The organism is Tistlia consotensis USBA 355, from assembly GCF_900177295.1.
GTDB lineage: Bacteria > Pseudomonadota > Alphaproteobacteria > Kiloniellales > DSM-21159 > Tistlia > Tistlia consotensis.
This window is the reverse complement of record NZ_FWZX01000001.1, coordinates 252,256-273,487: the sequence shown is the minus strand read 5'-3', so window position 1 is coordinate 273,487 and position 21,232 is coordinate 252,256. Positions and strand designations below refer to the sequence as shown.

The following is a 21,232-nucleotide window of genomic DNA, read 5'->3' as shown; positions in this document are numbered from 1 at the left end:
CCCTGCTTGTCTTCCGCCACCGGACCGCTGGTCGCCGACACGATCACCAAGCTGCCGCCCGAAGCCGCCGGCGCGGTCGTCGTCTCGGGCTCGCACGGCGGCCGCTACCCCGGCTACCTCGCGGCCAAGGCGGGCCTGCGGGCGGTGATCCTCTGCGACGCCGGAATCGGGCTCGACGGCGCCGGCGTCGCGGCCCTGCCCTATCTCGACGCCCTGGGCATCGCCGCGGCGACCGTCTCCCACCTCTCCTGCCGGATCGGCGACACCGGCGACATGCTGGCGCGCGGCCGGATCAGCCGGGCCAACGCCGTCGCCGCCGCCTGCGGCGTCGCGCCGGGCCAAGGGACCGCCGAGGCCGCCGCGCGGCTCGAGGCCGCGCCGCTGGTGCAGGCCGACCCGCCGTCGCTTGGCGAGAGTCGCAGCGAGCTGCCGGGCAGCGGCCCGCGGCGCATCCTGCTGCTCGATTCGGCGGCGCTGGTGCGGCCCGAGGACGCCGGCAAGATCGTCGTGACCGGCTCGCACGGCGGGCTGGTCGGCGGCAATCCGGCGATGGCGCTCAGGGTCGACGGCTTCGCCGCCGTCTTCAACGACGCCGGCATCGGCATCGACGAGGCCGGCATCCAGCGGCTGCCGGCGCTCGACGCCCGGGGCATCGCCGCCCTGACCGTCGCCGCCGCGACGGCCCGGATCGGCGAGGCCCGCTCGAGCTTCGAGCAGGGTATCATCTCGGCGGTCAACGAGACGGCGCGCCGTCTGGGCGGCGCGGTCGGCGTGCCGGCGCGCGCGGTCCTGCTGGCCTGGAGCGAGGCCGCCGCCGTCTCCTGACGGCTGGCGGCCGCTGCACGAGGGGAGGTTGCGCTTGGAAGGCGACGTCACGGTCAAGTCGGTGCGCCGGGCCGTCCAGCTGATCAAGCTGCTGGGCGAGCAGGCGACGGCGGGCTGGCGCCTGTCGGACCTGGCGCTCGCCGCCGGGCTCGGCAAGGCGACGACGCACCGCCTGCTGAACGCCCTGACCGAGAGCGGCTTCGCCTACCAGGACCCGGACACGCGCCGCTACTTCCTCGGCTACGAGATCGTCCGCCTGGGCTCCCTGGCGACCCGCTTCGACGTCGCCGAGCTGGCCCGGCCGGCGCTGCTGCGCCTGGCGCGCGAGACCGGCGACACGGTGTTCCTCTCGGTGCCCGAGGGCCTCGAGGCGGTCTGCCTGGAGCGCCAGGTCGGCGACTTCCCGATCAAGACCCTGACCCTCGACGTCGGCGACCGCCGGCCGCTCGGCGTCGGCGCCGGCAGCCTGGCGCTGCTCGCCTTCCTGCCCGAGGAGGAGGCCGCCGAGATCATCGCCAGCAACGCGGCGCGCCTGGAGCGCTATCCCGGCTTCGCGCCGGCCGAGCTGCGCCGCCTGATCGCCGAGGCGCGGAGGCGCGGCTATGCCTTCAACGACGGGCGCATCGTCAGCGCGATGTGCGCGGTCGGCGTGCCGGTCTTCGACCTGCGCGGCCGGGTCGTCGCGGCGATCTCGATCGCGGCGATCCGCGAGCGCATGGCCGCCGAGCGCATCGACTGGATCGCCGGCCTGCTGCAGGCCGAGGCCCAGCGGCTGCGCGACCGCCTGGCCGAGCTCAGCAATCCTGTGCCGGCGTAGGCCGGCGCTCCCGTCACCCCTCCATCGGCTCCGCCGGCGCCAGCCGCGGCAGCGCGGCCTCGATCTCGGCGGCGGTCGGCAGGCTCGGCTGGGCACCCGGGCGGGTGCAGGCGAGGCCGCCGGCGACGCTGGCGCGGCGCAGCGCCTCGGGCAGCGGGCGGCCGGCGTCGAGGGCGGCGGCGAAGACGCCGACGAAGGCGTCGCCCGCCGCCGTCGTGTCCCGCGCCTCGACCGCCAGCGCGCCGACCCGCCAGCGCCGGCCGCCCGCAACGGCGAGGGCGCCGTCGGCGCCGAGGGTCACGAGCAGGCTGCAGCCGCAGCGCGCCGCCAGGGCCGCCGGCTCGTCGCGGCAGCCGAGGTGGCCGGCCAGGGTCCGCGCCTCGCCCTCGTTGACGACCAGCCAGTCGAGGAGCGGCAGGGTTTCCGCCGGCAGCGGGGCCGCCGGCGCCAGGTTGAGCAGCACGCGGCCGCCGGCCTCGCGCATCCGTTCGGCGGCGCGGCGGCTCTCCGCCGGGGGCACCTCCATCTGGAGCAGCAGCAGGCGGTCCGGGCCGAGCAGGGCCTCGGGCAGGTCGCCGGCGCGCAGCGCCTCGTTGGCGCCGGACGCGACGACGATCTGGTTCTCGCCCCGGCGGTCGACGGCGATCAGGGCGCAGCCGGTCGGCGCCGCGTCCTCGGCGAGGGCCGAGAGCCCGACCCCGGCGCCGCGCAGCTCGGCGAGCGCCAGCCCGGCGAAGGCATCGCGGCCGCAGCGCGCGACCAGGGCGACCGCGGCGCCGGCGCGGCGGGCAGCGAGGGCCTGGTTGGCGCCCTTGCCGCCGGGATGCACCCCGTAGCCCGGGCCGCGCACCGTCTCGCCCGGCGCCGGCAGGTGCTCGACGGCGACCGAGAGGTCGAGGTTGAGCGAGCCGAAGACGACGATCACGACGATGCGCCGCCGCGCCGCCCGGTCGCCGGAGCGCCGCCCGCCAGCGGGTCTCGAACGCACAGGTCTTGGCGGTAGCTCGGCATGGAATTCCCCGGGCAATGGTCAGCGGCGGCCGAAGACACCATATCAGCCGTCAGGCTCTGCCGGGGCAGGGATTCCGTCCCGCCCGACCGGCGGCCGCGAGGCCGCGGCCCGGCGTGTTCGACGTTCTCCTGCCCCCTGGATCCAGGAGGAGAGACCCATGCGCCAGGAAACGATGACCGGACGGATCGGGACGGCGGCCGGCCAGCCGGCGATTCGCAGGATCGGGCCGGCCGACCTGCGGGAGGCCCTGAAGCGCGGGCTGGAGGACTTCCGGGCCAAGCCCAGCCACGTCGTCTTCCTCTGCATCCTCTACCCGATCGTCGCCCTGGTGCTCGGCCGGCTGATCGTCGGCTACCAGGTGCTGCCGGTGCTGTTCCCGCTGGCCGCCGGCTTCGCCCTGGTCGGGCCGGTCGCCGCGGTCGGGCTCTACGAGCTGAGCCGCCGGCGCGAGGCCGGCCTGCCGCTGGCCTGGCGCGACGCCTTCGACGTCATGAAGCCGCCCAGGGTCTGGTCGATCCTGTCGCTGGGCCTGGTGATGGCGGCGCTCTTCGTCGCCTGGCAGACTGCCGCGATCGCGATCTACCGGGCGACCCTCGGCGCCTTCCCGCAGTCGCTCGGCGAGTTCGCCGAGCGGCTCTTCACGACCGCCGACGGCTGGATCCTGATCGTCGCCGGCAACGCCGTCGGCTTCCTCTTCGCCGTCGTCGCGCTGGCCGTCGGCGTCGTCTCCTTCCCGATGCTGGTCGACCGGCCGGTCGAGCCGGCGACGGCGCTCTGGACCTCGGTGCGCGCGGTCGCCGCCAATCCCCTGCCGATGCTGGCCTGGGGCCTGATCGTCGCCGTCGCCCTGCTGCTCGGCACGCTGCCGCTGTTCGTCGGCCTGGCGCTGGTCCTGCCGCTGCTCGGCCATGCGACCTGGCATCTCTACCGGCGCACCGTGATGACCTGAGTGGGGTGGCGGCGCGATCCGCCTCTTCCGCCGCTGCCCCGCGGCCGGCGCCGCGGCCGGATCGACCCGCGAAAATCGCGCGACGGACCGGCGCTGCCTCGTGCTATGGCGAAGCCGAGAAGGAGGCCTCGCCATGATTGCGGAGCTCGGCGCACTGCAGCCCTATGCAGCCCTGGCCCTGATCGTCGGGATCTTCGTTGCCTTCCTGCTCGAGCCGCTGCCGGCCGAGGTCGTCGCCTTCTGCGGCGCCGCGCTGGCCCTGGCGCTCGGCCTGATCGGCACCGACGACCTCCTGAAGGCGATCGCGAACCCGGCTGCGGCGACGATCGGCGCGATGTTTCTGCTGACCGCGGCGCTGGTCCGCACCGGCGCCCTGGAGGCGGTACTGGAGCGCCTGCGGCCGCTCGCCGAGCGCCGGCCGGCACTGGCCATCGGCTCGCTCCTGGCGGCGGCGGCCGCCGCCTCGGCGCTGCTCAACAACACGCCGGTCGTCATGGTGCTGATCCCGATCATGATCGCCCTGGCCAAGGACACGCGGATCGCGCCGTCCCGGCTGCTGATCCCGTTGTCCTACCTGGTCATCCTGGGCGGCACCTGCACGCTGATCGGCACCTCGACCAACCTGCTGGTCGACGGCATCGCGCGCGATCTCGGCCTGAGGGCTTTCGGCCTCTTCGAGATCCTGCCTCTCGGCCTGATCGTCGTCGCCGCCGGTGCCGGATTCCTGCTGCTCGTCGGCCGCCGCCTGCTGCCCGAGCGCGCGCTGCCGGCGGCCAGCGCCCTGGAGCGCCAGCCGCGCAGCTACCTGGTCGAGGTGGTGATTCCGGCGACCTCGCCGTTGGTCGGGCGCCGCGTGCTCGAGGTCGAGAGCTTCCGCGCCGGCCGCAGCCAGGTCATCGACGTGATCCGCGCCGAAGTCTCGCTGCGCCGGCAGCTCGACCGGGTCGTGCTGGCCGCCGGCGACCGGATCGTGCTGAAGACGCGCGACAGCGAGGTCATGGCCTTCCGGCCCGGCGCCCGGGACGCGGTCGCGGGCACCGGCGCGGAGCCGCTGCGCACGCGCGACAGCGTCGTTGTCGAGGTGCTGGTCGGGCCGGCCGCCCGGGTCGTCGGCCGCAGCCTCGCCGAGCTGCGCTGGCGCCGAACCTACGGCGTCTACCTGCTGGCGCTGCACCGCGAGGGCGCGGCGCTCGACGCCCGGCCGGAGGAGACGCGCCTGATGGTCGGCGACACCCTGCTGCTCGACGGCGCCGCCGCCGACCTCTCGCGGCTCGCCGAGGACATGCGCCTGACCAACCTGACCCTGACGAGCGCGCGGGCCTACCGTCGCGGCAAGGCGCCGATCGCCGTCGCCGCGCTCGGCCTCGTCGTGCTGCTGGCGGCGCTCGGCGTCGCGCCGATCCTGACCCTGGCCCTGGTCGCGGTCGCCGTCGTGCTGCTGCTGCGCTGCGTCGACTTCGACGAAGGCGTCGGCGCCATGGACGGCCGCCTGCTGCTGCTGATCGTCTCGATGCTCGCGGTCGGCGCCGCGCTGGAGCGCAGCGGCGCCCTGGCGCTGGTCGTCGAGCGGCTGACGCCGCTGCTGGGGCGCCTGCCGCCCTGGGCGGTCCTGGCGGTCTTCTACGCCGTCACCATGGTGCTGACCGAGCTGGTCACCAACAACGCCGTCGCCGTGCTGATGACGCCGATCGCCGCGGCGACCGCCGCCCAGCTCGGTCTGGAGCCGCGGCCTTTCGTCGTCGCGGTGATGTTCGCGGCCAGCGCCAGCTTCGCGACGCCGATCGGCTACCAGACCAACACCCTGGTGCACGCTGCCGGCGGCTACCGCTTCGCCGACTTCCTGCGCGTCGGCCTGCCGATGAACCTGGTGGTCGGCACGACGACCGTCGCCGCGATCCCGCTGTTCTGGCCGCTGTGAGCCGGCCCCGGCAGGTCTGCCCTTCGCGACAGGGATCTTGACGGGCCGCCGCTTCTCGCGCACGACCGCTCCGTCTTTTCCGTCCGTCCAGGGGGTCGCCGGGCGACCCGTCACTCGCTGCTTTGGAGTCGACTGCATGCGTCAGGTCTATGTGAACGGCCGCTATCTGCCGGAAGGCGAAGCGACGGTTTCGGTGTTCGATCGCGGCTTCCTGTTCGCCGACGCGGTCTACGAGGTCACCGCGGTGCTCGACGGCAAGCTGGTCGACTTCGCCGGCCACCTCGCCCGTCTGCGCCGCTCGCTCAAGGAGCTGGGCATGGCCCTCGAGCTCTCCGACGAGGAGCTGCTGGCCATCCATCGCGAGCTGGTCCGGCTCAACGGCATCGACGAGGGCCTGATCTACCTGCAGATCACGCGCGGCAACGCCGGCGACCGCGACTTCCTGTTCCCGGACCCGGCGACGCCCAAGACCGTCGTGCTGTTCACCCAGAAGAAGAAGCTGCTGGACAGCCCCCTGGCGGCGCGCGGCCAGCGCATCGTCACCGTCGAGGACCTGCGCTGGCGGCGCTGCGACATCAAGACCGTCCAGCTGCTCTATCCCTCGATGATCAAGGAGCTGGCCAAGAAGCAGGGCGCCGACGACGCCTGGATGGTGCGCGACGGCCTGGTCACCGAGGGCTCCTCGAACAACGCCTACATCGTCACGGCCGAGGGCGCGATCGTCACCCGCGACCTGTCGAGCGACATCCTTCACGGCATCACCCGCAAGGCCGTGCTCGACTGCGCGGCGGACCTGGAGATGACGGTCGAGGAGCGGCCCTTCACCGTCGAGGAGGCGAAGGCGGCGAAGGAGGCCTTCTCGACCTCGGCCTCCGGCTTCGTCAATCCGGTGGTCGAGATCGACGGCGCGACGATCGGCAGCGGCAAGCCCGGGCCGGTCGCCGCCCGGCTGCGGCAGATCTACCTCGAGAAGAGCCGCGCGGCCGCGATCTGACGGGCCGCTCCGGGAGCCGCCGCCGCCGTCAGCCGACCCGGCGGCCGCTCTCGGCGTCGAAGAGGTGGGTGTGCTCGGCCGCCACGCCGAGCGGCAGGCGGTCGCCGACCGCGACCTCCGGCGTGCCCTGCAGGCGCAGGGTCAGCAGGTCCTCGCCGGCCCGGCCGTGGACGATGGTGTCGGCGCCCTGCGGCTCGACGACCTCGACCAGGCAGTCGAGCGCGGGCCGCTCGGCGTCGATGGCCAGGTGCTCCGGGCGCAGCCCGAGCACCAGCCGCGCCGGTCCTGCCGCCTGGCCGTTCAGCGCCGGGTCGAGGCGGATCCGGCTGTCGGCGGCGGTGCGCGCGACGCCGCCGGCGACCTCGACCGGCAGGAAGTTCATCGGCGGCGAGCCGATGAAGGAGGCGACGAAGCGGCTGGCCGGGCGCCGGTAGACCTCCATCGGCCGGCCGATCTGCTCGACCCGGCCCTCGTTCATGACGATCAGCAGGTCGCCCATGGTCATGGCCTCGATCTGGTCGTGGGTGACGTAGACCGAGGTGCCGCCCAGCGCCTCGTGCAGCTTGCGGATCTCCAGGCGCATGGCGACGCGCAGCTTGGCGTCGAGGTTGCTGAGCGGCTCGTCGAACAGGAAGACGTCGGGGTCGCGCACGATCGCCCGGCCCATGGCGACGCGCTGGCGCTGGCCGCCCGAGAGCTGCCGGGGCTTGCGCTCCAGCAGGCCGTCCAGGTGCAGGATCTCGGCGGCGCGCGCGACCCGGGCGGCGATCTCGGCCTTCGGCGTGCCGCGCAGCTCCAGCCCGAAGGCGATGTTGCGCGCGACGCTGAGGTGCGGATAGAGCGCGTAGTTCTGGAAGACCATCGCGACGTTGCGGTCCTTGGGCTCGGCCAGGGTCACGTCGCGCTGGCCGATGTGGATCGTCCCGGCGCTGGTCTCCTCCAGGCCGGCGATCATGCGCAGCAGGGTCGACTTGCCGCAGCCCGAGGGGCCGACGACCACGGCGAACTGCCGGTCGGCGATCGTCAGGTCGACGCCGTGGATCACCTCGACCGGCCCGAAGGCCTTGCGCACGCCGGCGATGCGGACTTCGGCCATCTCCCATCCTCTCCTTCGCTTCGACTCCCGGGCCCTGGATAGCCGGCTTCCGTGACCGTTCGATGATGGCGGCGGCCGGCAGGGCCGCGGCGGCCCGGAGCGTCCCGCGCTGTCATGCGCTCTTCATCGTTCGGCAGGGGAACTGTCAGGCGCGTGTCATCGCCCTGTCGCGGCTGCGGCCTATCACCGGCTCCGAGCAGCGAGGGGGACGGGATGGCGCAGGGCGCCCTGGCGATCGAGGCACCGCGGGTCCGCATCCGCGCGGCGCGCCGGCTCGGGCCGGCGGCGCGGGCCTGGCTGCTGCTGCTGCCCTCGATCTTCTTCCTCTGCCTCTTCACCTACTGGCCGATCGTCCAGGTGCTGCTGCAGTCGCTCAGGATCGAGACCTTCGGCTCGGACAGCGTCAGCTACGGCCTCGGCAACTTCGAGCGGCTGTTCGCCGACGCGGACTTCAGCGGCGCGCTGATCAACAACGGGCTCTACGCGGTCGGCACCATCGTGCCCTCGATCGTGCTGGCCCTGGCGCTGGCCGTCGGGCTGCAGGAGGCGACGCGGCTCAACGCGCTCTTGCGCACCGTCGTGTTCTTCCCGGTGCTGCTGCCGCTGGTCGCGGCGGCGGCCCTGTTCCTCTTCGTCTTCCTGCCGGGCATCGGCCTGCTCGACTACTACCTGGCCAAGCTCGGCGCCGGGCAGACCAACTGGCTGGGCGATCCCGGCATCGCGCTCTGGTCGCTGGTCGGCCTGACGGTCTGGAAGAACGCCGGCTACTACATGCTGTTCTTCCTGGCCGGGCTGCAGGCGATCCCCCAGGACCTCTACGAGGCGGCGCGCATCGAGGGCGCGGGCGCCTGGGCGCGCTTCCGGCGCATCACCCTGCCGCTGCTCGGGCCCAGCCTCGCCTTCGTCTCGGTGATCGCCCTGGTCAACGTGATCACCCAGGTCGACCACGTCGTGGTGCTGACCAAGGGCGGCCCCTCGGGCAGCACCAACCTGCTGCTGTTCTACATCTACCAGACCGCCCACGAGAGCTACGACTACGGCAAGGCGGCCGCCGCCACCGTGGTCTCGGTCACGCTGCTGCTCGGCCTCTCCTTCGTCTCGCTGCGCACCCTGGAGCGCGGCGTGCACTACGAGGCCGCCTGATGGCCGGCCGCCCGATCCCGCAGCGCCGCGGCGCCCGGCGCGGCGAGGGCGCGCGCTGGCTCGCCGTCGCGCTGCTCTGCGGCGTCGCGCTGGTCTGGTCGACGCCGCTGCTCTGGATGCTGGTCGCCGCCTTCCGGCCGCAGAACTTCGGCGGCCTCGACATGGCCTCGCTCTGGCCGGACTTCACGCCGACCCTGGCGAACTTCGCCGAGGCGCTCGATTCCGCCGACTTCGCGCTGCTCTACCTCAACACCGTGATCGTCTGCCTGGGCATCCTGGCGGTCCAGCTCGCGACCATCACGCTGGCCGGCTACGCCTTCGCGCGCCTCAGGTTTCCGGGCCGCGAGCTGGTCTTCTACGGCTTCCTGCTGCAGCTGATGCTGGTGCCGCCGATCCTGATCGTGCCGAACCTGACGACGGTCACCGAGCTCGGCCTCTACGACGACCTGCTCGGCGTCATGGCGCCCTACTTCGCCTCGGCTTTCGGCGTGTTCCTGATGCGCCAGACCTTCCGCACCATCCCGCGCGACTTCGAGGAGGCGGCGATCGTCGACGGCGCGACCTGGTGGCAGCTGATCGTGCGCGTCCTGGTGCCGCTGGCGCGGCCCGGCATGATTGCCTTCGGCATCGTCTCGGTGGTCACCCACTGGAACGAGTTCCTCTGGCCGCTGATGGTCATCTCGTCGCCCGGCAACCAGACCCTCACGGTCGGGCTGGCGTCCTTCACGATGGGCGCGGAAAGCGCCTCGCAATGGGGCGTGATCGCCGCCGGGACGTTCCTGGTCGCGGCGCCGCTGCTGCTCGCCTTCGGGCTGTTCCAGCGGCAGTTCGTCAATTCCTTCCTCTTCTCCGGAATCAAGTGATCCGAAGCCGACCCACAAGGAGGTCCGTCATGCAGCTGTTGTCGTTGAGAGGGCTCGCCACCGCCGGTCTGGCGGCGAGCGTCGCCCTGGGGGCCGGCCTGGCCGCCGCCCAGGCCAAGACCGAGATCGAGATGTTCTTCCCGGTGCCGGTCGAGGGCAAGCTGGCCAAGGAGATGCAGAGCCTGATCGAGCGCTTCAACGAGGCGCATCCCGAGATCAAGGCGACCGCCGTCTATACCGGCAGCTACGACGAGACCAACCTGAAGACCCGCGCCGCGATCAAGGCCGGCCGGCCGCCGGCGGCCGTGATCATGAGCGCGAACTTCATCCTCGAGTACCAGCTCAACGACGAGATCCAGCCGCTCGATCCGCTGATCGAGGCCGACGGCAAGACCCCCGACGCCTTCATGGGCCAGTTCTGGCAGGCGCTGCACGGCAACGCGCAGTTCGCCGGCAAGGTCTGGGCGGTGCCGTTCCAGAACTCGACGCCGCTGCTCTACATCAACGCCACGCAGTTCCGCGCGGCCGGCCTCGACCCGGACCATCCGCCGGCGACCTGGGCCGAGTGGCTGGCCGCCGCCGAGAAGCTGACCAAGCGCGAGGGCGGCGAGACCAAGCGCTGGGGCCTGATGATCCCCGAGAACTACGACTACCTGGGCTGGATCATGACCGCCCTGACGATGTCGAACGGCGGCCTCTACTACAATCCGGAGTACGGCGGAGAGGTCTACTATGACGCCCCGACCATGCTCGGCGCGCTCTCCTTCGTCGACGAGCTGGCGCACAAGGCCAAGGTCATGCCGGCGGCGATCACCGACGGCAAGGCGGTCTCCACGGCCTTCTTCGCCGGCCAGGCCTCGATGGTCGTGCTCTCGACCGGCTCGCTGTCGTTCGTCCGCGAGAACATGAAGGACGACTACCGGGTCGCCTTCGTGCCGCGCAACCTGCGCAACGCCGTCGCCATCGGCGGCGCCTCGCTGATGATGCCCAAGGGCCTGTCGCCGGAGAAGCAGAAGGCGGCCTGGACCCTGATGAAGTGGCTGACCAGCCCGGAGATCGCCGGCCAGTGGAGCCGCTTCACCGGCTACTTCGCGCCGAACAAGGCGGCCTACGACCTGCCGGAGATGAAGCAGTTCATCGACAGCCATCCCGACGCGAAGGTCGCGCTCGACCAGCTGAAGTACGCGCGCTCCTGGTTCGCGACCTACAACACCGTCGCGGTGCGCAAGGCCCTGGAGGACCAGGTCCAGGCGGTCATCACCGGCGACGCCAAGCCGGCCGAGGCGCTGAAGGCGGCCCAGCAGAAGGCCGACGAGCTGATGAAGCCCTACGTCGACAGCACCGCGCTCAAGCTGCCGGCGGCCATGTAGTCCCGCCGATACCCCCTTTCGGCCATGGCGCCGGAACCTGGCCCGGGGGCGACCCCGGGCCTTTTTCTTTCGGGCGGCCCGCGTCGCCCCCGCGACAGGCGGTGACGGCGACGGTCCGGCGGGCGCTCGCCGGGCATCGTAAAGCCTGCTAGAGCAGAGCCGCCGCGGGATCGATCGGGCGGCCGGGAAGCAGGAAAGGACCGGGGACATGGCGGAGAGGTTCGATGCGATCGTGATCGGCGCCGGGGTGATCGGCGCGGCGGTCGGGCTGGAGCTGGCGCGCAAGGGCTGGAAGACGCTCAACCTCGACCGCCTGCCGACCGCCGGCTACGGCTCGACCGGCGGCTCCTGCGCGATCATCCGGACCCACTACTCGACGGTCGAGGGCGCGGCCCTGGCCTACGAGGGCTACTTCTACTGGAAGGACTGGGCCGGCCACCTGGGGGTCGAGGACGAGCGCGGCCTGGCCCGCTTCCACGACACCGGCTGCCTGGTCATGAAGACCGAGTCGAACGGCCAGCTGCGCAAGATCGTCGCCAACATGGCCAGCCTCGGCATCCCCTACCAGGAGTGGGACGCCGCGACCGTCGAGCGCAAGCTGCCGCACCTGCGCCTCGACCGCTTCGCCCCGGCCAAGCGGCCCGAGGATCCCGGCTTCGGCGAGCCGACCGGCGGCCGGCTCGAGGGCGGCGTGTTCTTCCCGGCCGCCGGCTACATCAACGACCCGCAGCTCTCGGCCCACAATCTGCAGCGCGCCGCCGAGGCGGCCGGCGGGACCTTCCGCTTCAACGCGCGGGTGACGGAGATCCGCAAGGACGGCGAGGGCCGGATCGCGGGCGTCACCCTGGCCGACGGCAGCGCGATCGACGCGCCGGTCGTGGTCAACGTCGCCGGCCCGCACTCCTACAAGCTCAACGAGATGGCGGGTGCCACCGGCGACATGACCATCAAGACCCGGGCGCTCAAGCAGGAGGTCGTGCACGTCCCCATGCCGGTCGCCGACTGGGACAAGGTCGGCATCGTCACCTCGGACAGCGACATCTCCTGCTACACCCGGCCGGAGAAGGGCAACTTCCTGCTGATCGGCAGCGAGGACCCGGAGTGCGATCCGCGCGAGTGGGTCGATCCCGACGACTACGACACCAACTTCACCGAGCAGTGGCGCATCCAGGCGCTGCGCACCGCTCAGCGCATCCCGACCCTCGGCATCCCGAGCCAGATGAAGGGCGTGGTCGAGCTCTACGACGTCTCCGACGACTGGATCCCGATCTACGACGCCTCCTCGGTGCCGGGCTGGTACATGGCGATCGGCACCAGCGGCAACCAGTTCAAGAACGCCCCCGTCGCCGGCGTCATGATGGCCGAGCTGGTTGAGAAGGTGCAGGCCGGCCACGACCACGACGCCGAGCCGCTGCAGCTGCATCTCAGGCACACCGGCCGGACCATCGACCTCGGCTTCTATTCGCGCAGGCGCGAGATCAACAGGGAGAGCAGCTTCTCCGTGCTGGGGTAGGGGGCGCGGCCGATCGCCGGCTCTCATTTCCCTCTCCGCCCCCCGGGGGCGGAGAGGGCAGGGAGAGGTGGGGGATTCGGGCCCTCGCGGCTGTCGGGGTGGGGCCGCGGCAAAACCCTATCCTCGATCGAGAGGTCGGCGCTTCCCCATCCGCCGTATGCCCCACCTCTCCCTGACCCTCTCCCCCCGAAGGGGCGGAGAGGGGACGCTGACGGGGCTCGCAGCGTCCGGATTCGCGCTCGCCGGCCGTCGGCGCTAGTCTCGGCGGAAAACGGGGAGCGGAACGCCCATGAAGGATCTCGAAGGCCTGCTGGTGGTCAGCCTGGAGCAGGCGGTGGCGGCGCCCTACTGCTCGGGGCGTCTGGCCGACGCCGGCGCGCGGGTCATCAAGATCGAGCGGCCGGAGGGCGACTTCGCGCGGCGCTACGACGACTACGTCAAGGGCGGCAGCGCCTACTTCGTCTGGCTCAACCGCGGCAAGGAATCGCTGCGCCTGGACCTCAAGGAGGCGGCCGACAAGGCGCTGCTCGGCCGCCTGCTCGACAAGGCCGACGTCTTCATCCAGAACTTGGCGCCGGGCGCCGCGGCCCGGCTCGGCTTCGGGCCGAAGGAGTGGCGGCAGCGCCGGCCCGGCCTGATCTATTGCGCGATCTCCGGCTACGGCGAGGACGGGCCCTATCGCGACCAGAAGGCCTACGACCTGCTGGTCCAGGCCGAGTCCGGGCTCTGCGAGATCACCGGCACGGCCGAGGGGCCGGCCCGGGTCGGCGTCTCGGTCTGCGACATCGCCGCCGGCATGACCGCCTTCCAGGCGATCCTGCAGGCCCTGATCGGCCGCGGCCGCACGGGGCAGGGTCGGGCGATCGAGGTCTCGCTGTTCCACGCGCTGGCCGACTGGATGAATGTGCCCTACCTGCAGTACCGCTACGGCGGCAAGGCGCCGAAGCGCAGCGGCCTCAGGCACCCCTCGATCGCGCCCTACGGCGCCTTCGCCTGCGCCGACGGCAAGGCGATCCTGATCTCGATCCAGAACGAGCGCGAGTGGGCCAGCCTCTGCGCCCAGGTGCTGGAGCGCCCGGAGATCGCGAGCGATCCGCGCTTCGACAGCAACGTCCGGCGGGTCGCCAACCGCGCGGCGCTCGACGCCCTGGTCGCCGAGGTCTTCGCCCGGCGCGACCGCGAGGCCAACATCGCGCGCCTCGAGGCGGCGCGCATCGCCTACGGGCGCCTCTCGGACCTGGAGGACCTCTCCAGGCATCCCCAGAACCGCCTGATCCGGGTCGCCACCGAGAACGGCCCGGTCGAGCTGCTGTCGCCCGGCGCCGTGGTCGCCGGCGAGACGCTCGCGCTCGGCCCGGTGCCGGCGCTCGGCCAGCACGACGCGGCGATCCGCGCCGAGTTCGCCGAGGGGGCGGCCGGCAGCCGGGTCGCCTGACCATGCGCCGGGCCGCGGCCGCCGTCGTCGCCGGGGCCTGCCTCGCCGCCGCGCTGCTGGCGGCGCCGGCGGCCGCGCGGGCGGCCGGCGACGTCGCCAAGGGCCGGGAGATCGCCCGGCAGCACTGCACGCGCTGCCACGTCGTCGGCGACCTCAACCGCTACGGCGGCATCGACTCGACGCCCTCGTTCCAGATCATCGTCAAGCGCGACGACTGGCGCGACCGCTTCGAGGCCTTCTATGCGCTGCGGCCCCACCCGGTCTTCGTGCGCATGCCCGACATCCCGCCGCCGACCGACAATCCGAGCAACGTCGCGACCTTCGAGATGACCCGCGCCCAGATCGACGACCTGGTCGCCTACGTCGCGACGCTGCGCGAGAAGAAGTAGCGTCCGTTCGCCGGCTCGATCACAGCGGAGGATCAGCCACATTCGCTTCATCCTGAGCCTGTCGAAGGGTGAAGCGAAGCGGCACCGGCCGGGCCGGAATGGCTTCACCCTTCGACAGGCTCAGGATGAAGCCATTGGCGATCCTTCGGGTCGACTAGGCGACCCGGCGGGGCCCCCTACTCCACCACCCCCAGCTCCTTCCTGAGCAATCGCGCCCCGGCGCCGAGCGCCTTCAGCTTGCCCTCGGCGACGGCGCGCGGCAGCGGGGCCATGCCGCAGTTGGTGCAGGGCTGGACGCGGGCGGCGTCGGCGTACTCCAGGGCCTGGCGCAGGGTCGCCGCGACCTGCTCCGGCGTCTCGACCGTCTCGCTGGCGACGTCGATGGCGCCGACCAGCAGCTCCTTCCTGTCGAGCAGGCCGAGCAGCGAGATCGGCACCTTGGAGTTGGCGCACTCCAGGGAGACCTGCTGGATCTTCGACTCGTTGAGCGGCGGGAAGATCGCCTCGTACTGGCGCCACTCGCCGCCCAGCGTCTTCTTCCAGTCGATGTTGGCCTTGATGCCGTAGCCGTAGCAGATGTGCACGGCGGTCTTGCACGTCAGGCCCTGGGCGGCGTGCTCCAGGGCGGCGACTCCCCACTCGCGCACGTCGTCCATGAAGACGTTGAAGGCCGGCTCGTCGAACTGCACGACGTCGACCCCGGCGGCCTCCAGCTCTTTCGCCTCCTCGTTGAGGATCTCGGCGAAGGCCATGGCCATGTCGGCGCGCCGGCCGTAGTGGCCGTCGGCGATGGTGTCGCAGATGGTCATCGGGCCGGGCAGGGTGAACTTGAGCTGGTGCTCGGTGTGGGCGCGCATGAAGGCCGCCTGCTCCCGGTGCACCGGCCCCTTGCGCCGGACCGGGCCGGTGACGGTCGGCACCTCGACCACGTAGCGGTCGTTGCGGATGCCCATCTTCGTCTTCTTCTCCCAGTCGATGCCGGCGACCTCCTGCAGGAAGCCGTGGACGAAGTGGACGCGGAACTGCTCGCCCTCGGTGACGATGTCGATGCCGTCGGCCTCCTGCTCCTTCAGCCAGACCAGGGCGGCGTCCTTCTTGGCGCGCTCCAGCTCGGCGCCCTCCAGGCGCCAGGGCGCCCAGAGCTTCTCGGGCTCGGCCAGCCAGCTGGGCTTCGGCAGGCTTCCGGCGATCGTCGTGCGCAGCATTCTGTGGCCTCCCCGCGGCGTCGTTGCTCTCGTTGCCGGCAGCATATCCCCGGGCCGGGTTTTCCGGAACCGATCCCGCCGTGCCAGCGTCGATAAGGTCATGGAGTCGGTCTATCCGGTATGGTTCCTGCGCTTCGTCGCGCACCTGGAGGAGCAGTCGCGCGTCGTCCGCGAGACGGTGCACGACTTCGAGTGGGTGCACACGCTGGTCGGCGTGTTCGGCAACCTCACCTTCTTCGTCGGCAGCATCTTCTTCTTCTGGGACTCCTGGCAGAACGCCGGCGTCTGGCTCTTCGTGATCGGCAGCCTCGCCATGCTGATCGGCGCCGTCGGCGCCGCGCTGTCGCGCTGGGAGCGGCGCCTGCTGCGCCGCCGGCTGGAGCGCGAGCGCGTCGCCGGCCAGGGCGGGTCGCGAAGCCGGCTAAGCAGCTGGTAACGACTTCAAAGGCATACCGTCATCGGGCGACCTAGTGTAGTCTGCCGCCCGGCGGGCTGGGGTAGGCTCGCAGGAACGGGCGACCGGGGGGTCGGAACATGCCTGCGCAGCCGATGAACAAGCCGCAGCGCGGGCTGCCGGTCCGCGGCACCCGCCTTTCGTCACGCGTCCGAGCTGTAGCGGTGCCATGAGAAGAGTCATCATCTTCGTCGTCGTCTTCGTGTTGCTGGCTGCGCTGGTCGGGGGCTTCGCCTACTTCCAGTTCGTCATGAAGCCGAAGATGATCCAGCAGATCATCTCGAGCCAGCAGCCGCCGGCGACCGCGATCGCCGTGGAGGTGGCGAAGACGGAGAGCTGGCGGCCGAGCCTGCCGGCGATCGGCACCTTCGAGGCGATCCAGGGCATCGACCTCTCGACCGAGGTCAGCGGCATCGTCAAGGCGATCCATTTCGACTCGGGCCAGGAGGTCAAGCAGGGCGCCCTGCTGGTCGAGCTCGACACCTCGACCGAGCAGGCCGAGCTGAAGTCGGCCGAGGCGCAGCTCAAGAAGAGCCAGGCCGACCTCAAGCGACAGAGCGAGCTGGTCCAGCGGGGCAACACCTCGCGCACCAACTACGACGCCGCCGTCGCCGACCGCGACAGCAATGCCGCCGAGGTCGAGCGTATCCGTGCGGTGATCGACCAGAAGGTCGTGCTGGCGCCCTTCACCGGGCGGCTCGGCATCCGCAAGGTCGACATCGGCCAGTTCATCTCGGCCGGCGACGCGCTGGTCACGCTGCAGCAGCTCGACCCGATCTACGTCGACTTCCCGATGCCGGAGCAGGACATCGCGCGCCTCGCGATCGGCCAGGACGTCGAGGTCAAGGTCGACGCCTTCTCAGACAAGAGCTTCTCCGGCAAGGTCGCCTCGATCGACGCCCGGGTGAACCAGGAGACGCGCAACATCCTGATCCGCGGCCAGGTGCCGAATCCCGACAGGCGGCTGCTGCCCGGCATGTTCGCCAACGTCAACGTGCTGGAGGACAAGGCGCGCGACGTCGTCACCGTGCCGCGCACCGCGATCACCTACAGCCTCTACGGCGACAGCGTCTTCGTGGTGAAGGAGCCGGAGGGCGGCGCCGGGAAGGCCGGGCCGGGCTCGGTCGTCGAGCTCGAGCGGCGCTCGGTGACGGTCGGCGCCGTGCGCGGCGACCGGATCGTCGTGACCGAGGGCGTGAAGGCCGGCGAGCGTGTCGTGACCGGCGGCCAGAACAAGCTCTATCCGGGCCAGAAGGTGAAGATCTCCGACAAGCCGGCGCTCGAGGCCCCGGCTCAGACCCCCAGGCTCTAGGGCGTCGGCGGGGCAGGGGCCATGGGCAGCTTCACCGACATCTTCATCCGGCGGCCGGTGCTGGCCTCCGTGGTCAGCCTGCTGATCCTGCTGATCGGCCTGCAGGCCGTGTTCTCTCTGCAGATCCGCGAATACCCGGAGCTGTCGAGCACGACGATCACGATCACCACGACCTACCCCGGCGCCAACGCCGACCTGATCAAGGGCTTCATCACGACGCCGATCGAGCAGGCCGTGGCCAGCGCCGAGGGCATCGACACCCTGACCTCGACCTCGCAGCAGAACGTCTCGACCGTCACGCTCAACCTGCTGCTCAACGCCAACGCCGACCGCGCGGTCGCCGACGTGCTGTCCAAGGTCAACCAGGTCCAGAGCGTCCTGCCGAGCGAGGCCAACGACCCGATCGTCAAGAAGCAGACCGGCGACAGCACGGCGCTGATGTACATCTCGTTCAACTCGGACGTGATGACCGCGCCGCAGATCACCGACTACCTGACGCGCGTCATCCAGCCGAAGCTGCAGACGGTCAACGGCGTCGCCGACGCGCAGATCCTGGGCGGCCAGACCTTCGCCATGCGCATCTGGCTCGACCCGGACAAGATGGCGGCGCTGCAGATCACGCCTTCCGACGTCGCCGACGCCCTGGCCCGCAACAACTTCACCTCGGCGGCCGGCCAGATCAAAGGCGACTTCGTCCAGGACTCGATCAATGCCGAGACCTCGCTCGACTCGGCGGCGGCCTTCTCGCGCCTGGTGGTGGCGACGCGCGGCGACTCGCTGATCCGCCTGCGCAACATCGCGAACATCGAGCTGGGCCCGGAGAGCGCCGACTCCTCCTCCGCCTTCGACGGCACCAAGGCCGTGTTCATCGGCGTCTACACGACGCCGACCGCCAACCCGCTGACCGTGATCCAGAGCATCCGGGACCTGATGCCGGAGATCCAGCGGCAGCTGCCCCAGGGCCTGTCGGCTGCGGTCGCCTACGACGCCACGGCCTTCATCAACGCCTCGATCGAGGAGGTCGAGCGCACCCTGGGCGAGGCGGCGATCATCGTCGTCGTCGTGATCTTCCTGTTCCTCGGCAACTTCCGCTCGACCCTGATCCCGATCGTCACGATCCCGCTGTCGCTGATCGGCGTGATGGTCATGCTCCAGGGACTCGGCTTCTCGATCAACCTGCTGACCCTGCTCGCCCTGGTGCTGGCGATCGGCCTGGTCGTCGACGATGCCATCGTCGTGGTCGAGAACATCTACCGGCACATCGAGGACGGCATGAAGCCGTTCGAGGCGGCGTTGCGCGGCGCCCGCGAGATCGCCATGCCGGTCGTCTCGATGACCATCACGCTGGCCGCCGTCTACGCGCCGATCGGCTTCGTCTCGGGCGTCACGGGCGCCCTGTTCCGGGAGTTCGCCTTCACCCTGGCGGGGGCGGTCTTCGTCTCGGGCATCATCGCGCTGACCCTGTCGCCGATGATGTGCTCGCGGCTGCTCCGCCACGAGAAGGGCGGCGGCGCCTTCGCGCGCTTCCTCGACCGCCGCTTCGAGGGCCTGAAGAACGCCTACCGCTCGCGCCTGACCAAGACCCTGGGCTTCCGGCTGCTGACCGTGACGATCCTGATCGCGATCGTCGCGATGACCGCGATGCTCTACCTGACGACGCCGAGCGAGCTGGCGCCGACCGAGGACCAGGGCATCCTGTTCTCCCAGGTCAAGACGCCGGAATCGACCAACCTCGACTACCTGGAGCACACGACGGCCGACCTCTACGACGTCTTCAAGACCGTGCCGGAGAAGGACCACGTCTTCGCGATCAACGGCCTCGGCGACGTCCACACCGCCTTCTCGGGCATCCTGCTGAAGCCCTGGAACGAGCGCAGCCGCGCGGCCAACCAGGTGCTGCAGGAGCTGCAGCCGAAGTTCGCGACGATCCCCGGCGGCCAGGTGCTGGCCTTCCAGCCGCCGGCGCTGCCCGGCTCGACCGGCGGCACGCCGGTGCAGTTCGTGATCACCTCGACCAGCGACTACAAGCAGATCGCCGACGTCCTGCAGGACCTGCAGCAGGCGGCGCAGAAGAGCGGCCTGTTCATCTTCACGGACACCGACCTGCGCTTCAACTCGCCCCAGGTCCAGTTCTCGATCGACCACGACAAGGCGAACCGCCTGGGCATCTCGATGCAGGACATCGGCTCGGCCCTGGCGACCTTCCTGGGCGGCAACTACGTCAACCGCTTCGACCTCTACGGCCGCAGCTACCAGGTGATCCCGCAGGTGCCGCGCGAGTACCGCATGACCGCGGACTGGCTGACCCGCTACCAGGTGCGCACCTCGAACGGCGACCTGGTGCCGCTGTCGACCGTCGCGACGGTCTCCCGGACGGTCCAGCCGAACGCGCTCTCGACCTTCCAGCAGCTCAACTCGGCGACGCTGTCGGGCGTGCCCTACCCGGGCCGCACCCTCGGCGAGGCCCTCGATTTCCTGCGCAACTACGCGGAGAAGAACTTCCCCGAGGGCTTCACCTTCGACTACGGCGGGCAGAGCCGCCAGCTGGTCAAGGAAGGCAACACCCTGGCGCTCGCCTTCGTCTTCGCGCTGATCATCATCTTCCTGGTGCTGGCGGCGCAGTTCGAGAGCTTCCGCGACCCGATCATCATCCTGATCGCCCTGCCGACCTCGATGTTCGGCGCCCTGCTGCCGGTCAACATCCTGTCGCTGACCGGCGGCTCCTCGATCAACATCTACACCCAGATCGGCCTGGTCACGCTGATCGGCCTGATCTCCAAGCACGGCATCCTGATGGTCGAGTTCGCCAACAAGCTCCAGGAGGAGGAGGGCTACGGCAAGATGCAGGCCATCGAGGAGGCCGCGGCGGTGCGCCTGCGGCCGATCCTGATGACCACCGCGGCCATGGTCGTCGCCATGGTGCCGCTGCTGATCGCGAGCGGCGCCGGCGCGCGCAGCCGCTTCGACATCGGCCTGGTGATCGCCTCCGGCATGACCATCGGCACGATGTTCACCCTCTTCGTGACTCCGGCGATCTATTCCCTGGTGGCGCGCGACCACACCGCCGACCGGGCGCGCCAGGCCGGCGACCTCGAGACCGGCCGGGACTCCGGGCACGGCTCCGGCGGGCACGGCCCGACGGGCGGGGGGGCGAGCGGCAATCCGGGCGGGACCGAGCCCTCGGGCGGCGGCGCGCCGACGCCGGCGCCGGCCGAGTAGGCCGGCCCGGCCGTCCGGTTCAGCGGCTGGGCGCGAGCTCGGCCCTGGGCAGGAAGGACATGAGGGCGCGGAACGGGACCAGCATGATCACGGCGACGGCCAGCTTCACGGCATAGTCGCCGAGCGCCAGGGTCGGCCAGGGCACCGCGGTGCCGGCGAAGGCGAGGCTGAAGAACACCAGCGTGTCGAGCGTCGAGGCCAGGCCCGAGGAGATCAACGGCGCCTGCCACCAGCGCATCCGGCGCAGCCGGTCGAAGATCAGCACGTCGAGCAGCTGGGCGAGCAGAAAGGCGGTGCCCGAGGCGAGCGCGATGCGCCAGCCGGCGAAGGCCGCCGACAGCAGCACGGCGACCGCGAAGCCGGCGTAGACGACGCGGCGCGCCTTGGCCGGGCCCATCGAGCGGTTGCACAGGTCGGTGACCAGGAAGGCGACCGGGTAGCTGAGCGCGCCCCAGGTCCAGAGATGGTCGGCCGGGATGCCGAAGACCGTCAGCTCGAGCTGGATCGGGTGCTGCACCAGGATGTTCGAGGCCACGACCACCACGGTCATGGCCAGCACGCCCAACAGGACGCCGCGCGTCGCGTAGCTCATCTCGCCGCCTTTTCACTGTGCCCGGCAGCCTCCGCGGCCGCCGGCGAACGGCCGCTCTCCTAGCAGAGGGCCGCCGCAAGCGCCATTCCCCAGGCTTCAGGCGCAGTTCTCCACAGATAACTGCGC

Annotated in this window: 18 protein-coding genes; 14 read left to right on the top strand and 4 right to left on the bottom strand. The window is 71.2% G+C overall.

From position 1 onward, the window contains the following. Window positions 1–6 precede the first annotated feature (6 nt). Window positions 7–825 (top strand): hypothetical protein, encoded by an 819-nt coding sequence (locus B9O00_RS01310; protein ID WP_200808365.1) that lies wholly within the window; start codon window positions 7–9, stop codon window positions 823–825. A gap of 34 nt (window positions 826–859) precedes the next feature. Next, on the top strand, window positions 860–1,642 hold the full coding sequence (locus tag B9O00_RS01305) for an IclR family transcriptional regulator (protein ID WP_143596117.1): 783 nt from the start codon (window positions 860–862) through the stop codon (window positions 1,640–1,642). 13 nt (window positions 1,643–1,655) lie between these two features. Here B9O00_RS01305 and B9O00_RS01300 read toward each other — a convergent pair whose 3' ends face one another. Continuing rightward, on the bottom strand, window positions 1,656–2,630 hold the full coding sequence (locus B9O00_RS01300; protein WP_235017009.1) for a ribokinase: 975 nt from the start codon (window positions 2,628–2,630) through the stop codon (window positions 1,656–1,658). A gap of 181 nt (window positions 2,631–2,811) precedes the next feature. Between B9O00_RS01300 and B9O00_RS01295 the strand changes: the two genes are divergently transcribed. From B9O00_RS01295 to B9O00_RS01285, 3 genes are all read left to right on the top strand, one after another. After that, complete coding sequence (locus B9O00_RS01295; RefSeq protein ID WP_085120616.1) at window positions 2,812–3,603, top strand: DUF2189 domain-containing protein; 792 nt, start codon at window positions 2,812–2,814, stop codon at window positions 3,601–3,603. Between the two features lie 133 nt (window positions 3,604–3,736). Continuing rightward, entirely contained in the window at window positions 3,737–5,521 is a 1,785-nt protein-coding gene (locus B9O00_RS01290) for an SLC13 family permease (RefSeq protein WP_085120615.1), read from the top strand. Window positions 5,522–5,657: 136 nt separating this feature from the next. Further along, complete coding sequence (locus B9O00_RS01285) at window positions 5,658–6,515, top strand: D-amino-acid transaminase (protein WP_085120614.1); 858 nt, start codon at window positions 5,658–5,660, stop codon at window positions 6,513–6,515. Between the two features lie 28 nt (window positions 6,516–6,543). On the opposite strand, the gene B9O00_RS01280 is transcribed toward B9O00_RS01285, so the two are convergent. After that, the gene (locus B9O00_RS01280) at window positions 6,544–7,611 is read right to left on the bottom strand and encodes an ABC transporter ATP-binding protein (protein WP_085120613.1); all 1,068 of its coding nucleotides are present in this window, start codon (window positions 7,609–7,611) and stop codon (window positions 6,544–6,546) included. Window positions 7,612–7,824: 213 nt separating this feature from the next. On the opposite strand from B9O00_RS01280, the gene B9O00_RS01275 reads away from it, so the two are divergent. From B9O00_RS01275 to B9O00_RS01250, 6 genes are all read left to right on the top strand, one after another. Continuing rightward, window positions 7,825–8,754: a carbohydrate ABC transporter permease gene (locus B9O00_RS01275; protein ID WP_085120612.1), complete on the top strand. Its 930-nt coding sequence runs from the start codon at window positions 7,825–7,827 to the stop codon at window positions 8,752–8,754. Then, window positions 8,754–9,617 carry a carbohydrate ABC transporter permease gene (locus B9O00_RS01270; protein ID WP_085120611.1) on the top strand — a complete coding sequence of 288 codons (864 nt, stop codon included), beginning with the start codon at window positions 8,754–8,756 and terminating at the stop codon, window positions 9,615–9,617. Before B9O00_RS01275 ends, B9O00_RS01270 begins: the two co-directional genes overlap by 1 nt. A 29-nt stretch (window positions 9,618–9,646) precedes the next feature. Continuing rightward, window positions 9,647–10,987, top strand: coding sequence for an ABC transporter substrate-binding protein (locus B9O00_RS01265; RefSeq protein WP_085120610.1), 1,341 nt, complete (start codon window positions 9,647–9,649; stop codon window positions 10,985–10,987). A 208-nt stretch (window positions 10,988–11,195) separates the two neighbouring features. Continuing rightward, window positions 11,196–12,500, top strand: a complete 1,305-nt coding sequence (locus B9O00_RS01260; RefSeq protein WP_085120609.1) for an NAD(P)/FAD-dependent oxidoreductase — start codon at window positions 11,196–11,198, stop codon at window positions 12,498–12,500. Between the two features lie 289 nt (window positions 12,501–12,789). Continuing rightward, the gene (locus B9O00_RS01255) at window positions 12,790–13,935 is read left to right on the top strand and encodes a CaiB/BaiF CoA transferase family protein (protein ID WP_085120608.1); all 1,146 of its coding nucleotides are present in this window, start codon (window positions 12,790–12,792) and stop codon (window positions 13,933–13,935) included. Between the two features lie 2 nt (window positions 13,936–13,937). Then, on the top strand, window positions 13,938–14,324 hold the full coding sequence (locus tag B9O00_RS01250; RefSeq protein WP_085120607.1) for a c-type cytochrome: 387 nt from the start codon (window positions 13,938–13,940) through the stop codon (window positions 14,322–14,324). A gap of 176 nt (window positions 14,325–14,500) precedes the next feature. On the opposite strand, the gene B9O00_RS01245 is transcribed toward B9O00_RS01250, so the two are convergent. Then, window positions 14,501–15,529: a methionine synthase gene (locus tag B9O00_RS01245; protein ID WP_085120606.1), complete on the bottom strand. Its 1,029-nt coding sequence runs from the start codon at window positions 15,527–15,529 to the stop codon at window positions 14,501–14,503. 100 nt (window positions 15,530–15,629) lie between these two features. On the opposite strand from B9O00_RS01245, the gene B9O00_RS01240 reads away from it, so the two are divergent. The 3 genes from B9O00_RS01240 to B9O00_RS01230 all read left to right on the top strand — a co-directional run bounded on the left by B9O00_RS01240 (window position 15,630) and on the right by B9O00_RS01230 (window position 20,514). Continuing rightward, window positions 15,630–15,965, top strand: coding sequence for a YrhK family protein (locus B9O00_RS01240; RefSeq protein ID WP_085120605.1), 336 nt, complete (start codon window positions 15,630–15,632; stop codon window positions 15,963–15,965). Window positions 15,966–16,152: 187 nt separating this feature from the next. Further along, window positions 16,153–17,295: an efflux RND transporter periplasmic adaptor subunit gene (locus B9O00_RS01235; RefSeq protein WP_085120604.1), complete on the top strand. Its 1,143-nt coding sequence runs from the start codon at window positions 16,153–16,155 to the stop codon at window positions 17,293–17,295. Window positions 17,296–17,316: 21 nt separating this feature from the next. Beyond that, the gene (locus B9O00_RS01230) at window positions 17,317–20,514 is read left to right on the top strand and encodes a multidrug efflux RND transporter permease subunit (RefSeq protein WP_085120603.1); all 3,198 of its coding nucleotides are present in this window, start codon (window positions 17,317–17,319) and stop codon (window positions 20,512–20,514) included. A 19-nt stretch (window positions 20,515–20,533) separates the two neighbouring features. On the opposite strand, the gene B9O00_RS01225 is transcribed toward B9O00_RS01230, so the two are convergent. Further along, a complete protein-coding gene (locus tag B9O00_RS01225; RefSeq protein ID WP_085120602.1) occupies window positions 20,534–21,106 on the bottom strand; it encodes a queuosine precursor transporter in 573 nt (190 codons plus the stop codon). Between the last annotated feature and the right edge of the window lie 126 nt (window positions 21,107–21,232).

Excerpts from the sequence above, each read along its gene's own strand:
- B9O00_RS01295 (WP_085120616.1), top strand. The coding sequence starts at position 2,812 with ATGCGCCAGGAAACGATGACCGGACGGATCGGGACGGCGGCCGGCCAG.
- B9O00_RS01290 (WP_085120615.1), top strand. The coding sequence starts at position 3,737 with ATGATTGCGGAGCTCGGCGCACTGCAGCCCTATGCAGCCCTGGCCCTG.
- B9O00_RS01285 (WP_085120614.1), top strand. The coding sequence starts at position 5,658 with ATGCGTCAGGTCTATGTGAACGGCCGCTATCTGCCGGAAGGCGAAGCG.
- B9O00_RS01280 (WP_085120613.1), bottom strand. The coding sequence starts at position 7,611 with ATGGCCGAAGTCCGCATCGCCGGCGTGCGCAAGGCCTTCGGGCCGGTC.
- B9O00_RS01275 (WP_085120612.1), top strand. The coding sequence starts at position 7,825 with ATGGCGCAGGGCGCCCTGGCGATCGAGGCACCGCGGGTCCGCATCCGC.
- B9O00_RS01270 (WP_085120611.1), top strand. The coding sequence starts at position 8,754 with ATGGCCGGCCGCCCGATCCCGCAGCGCCGCGGCGCCCGGCGCGGCGAG.
- B9O00_RS01265 (WP_085120610.1), top strand. The coding sequence starts at position 9,647 with ATGCAGCTGTTGTCGTTGAGAGGGCTCGCCACCGCCGGTCTGGCGGCG.
- B9O00_RS01260 (WP_085120609.1), top strand. The coding sequence starts at position 11,196 with ATGGCGGAGAGGTTCGATGCGATCGTGATCGGCGCCGGGGTGATCGGC.
- B9O00_RS01255 (WP_085120608.1), top strand. The coding sequence starts at position 12,790 with ATGAAGGATCTCGAAGGCCTGCTGGTGGTCAGCCTGGAGCAGGCGGTG.
- B9O00_RS01250 (WP_085120607.1), top strand. The coding sequence starts at position 13,938 with ATGCGCCGGGCCGCGGCCGCCGTCGTCGCCGGGGCCTGCCTCGCCGCC.
- B9O00_RS01245 (WP_085120606.1), bottom strand. The coding sequence starts at position 15,529 with ATGCTGCGCACGACGATCGCCGGAAGCCTGCCGAAGCCCAGCTGGCTG.
- B9O00_RS01240 (WP_085120605.1), top strand. The coding sequence starts at position 15,630 with ATGGAGTCGGTCTATCCGGTATGGTTCCTGCGCTTCGTCGCGCACCTG.
- B9O00_RS01235 (WP_085120604.1), top strand. The coding sequence starts at position 16,153 with ATGAGAAGAGTCATCATCTTCGTCGTCGTCTTCGTGTTGCTGGCTGCG.
- B9O00_RS01230 (WP_085120603.1), top strand. The coding sequence starts at position 17,317 with ATGGGCAGCTTCACCGACATCTTCATCCGGCGGCCGGTGCTGGCCTCC.
- B9O00_RS01225 (WP_085120602.1), bottom strand. The coding sequence starts at position 21,106 with ATGAGCTACGCGACGCGCGGCGTCCTGTTGGGCGTGCTGGCCATGACC.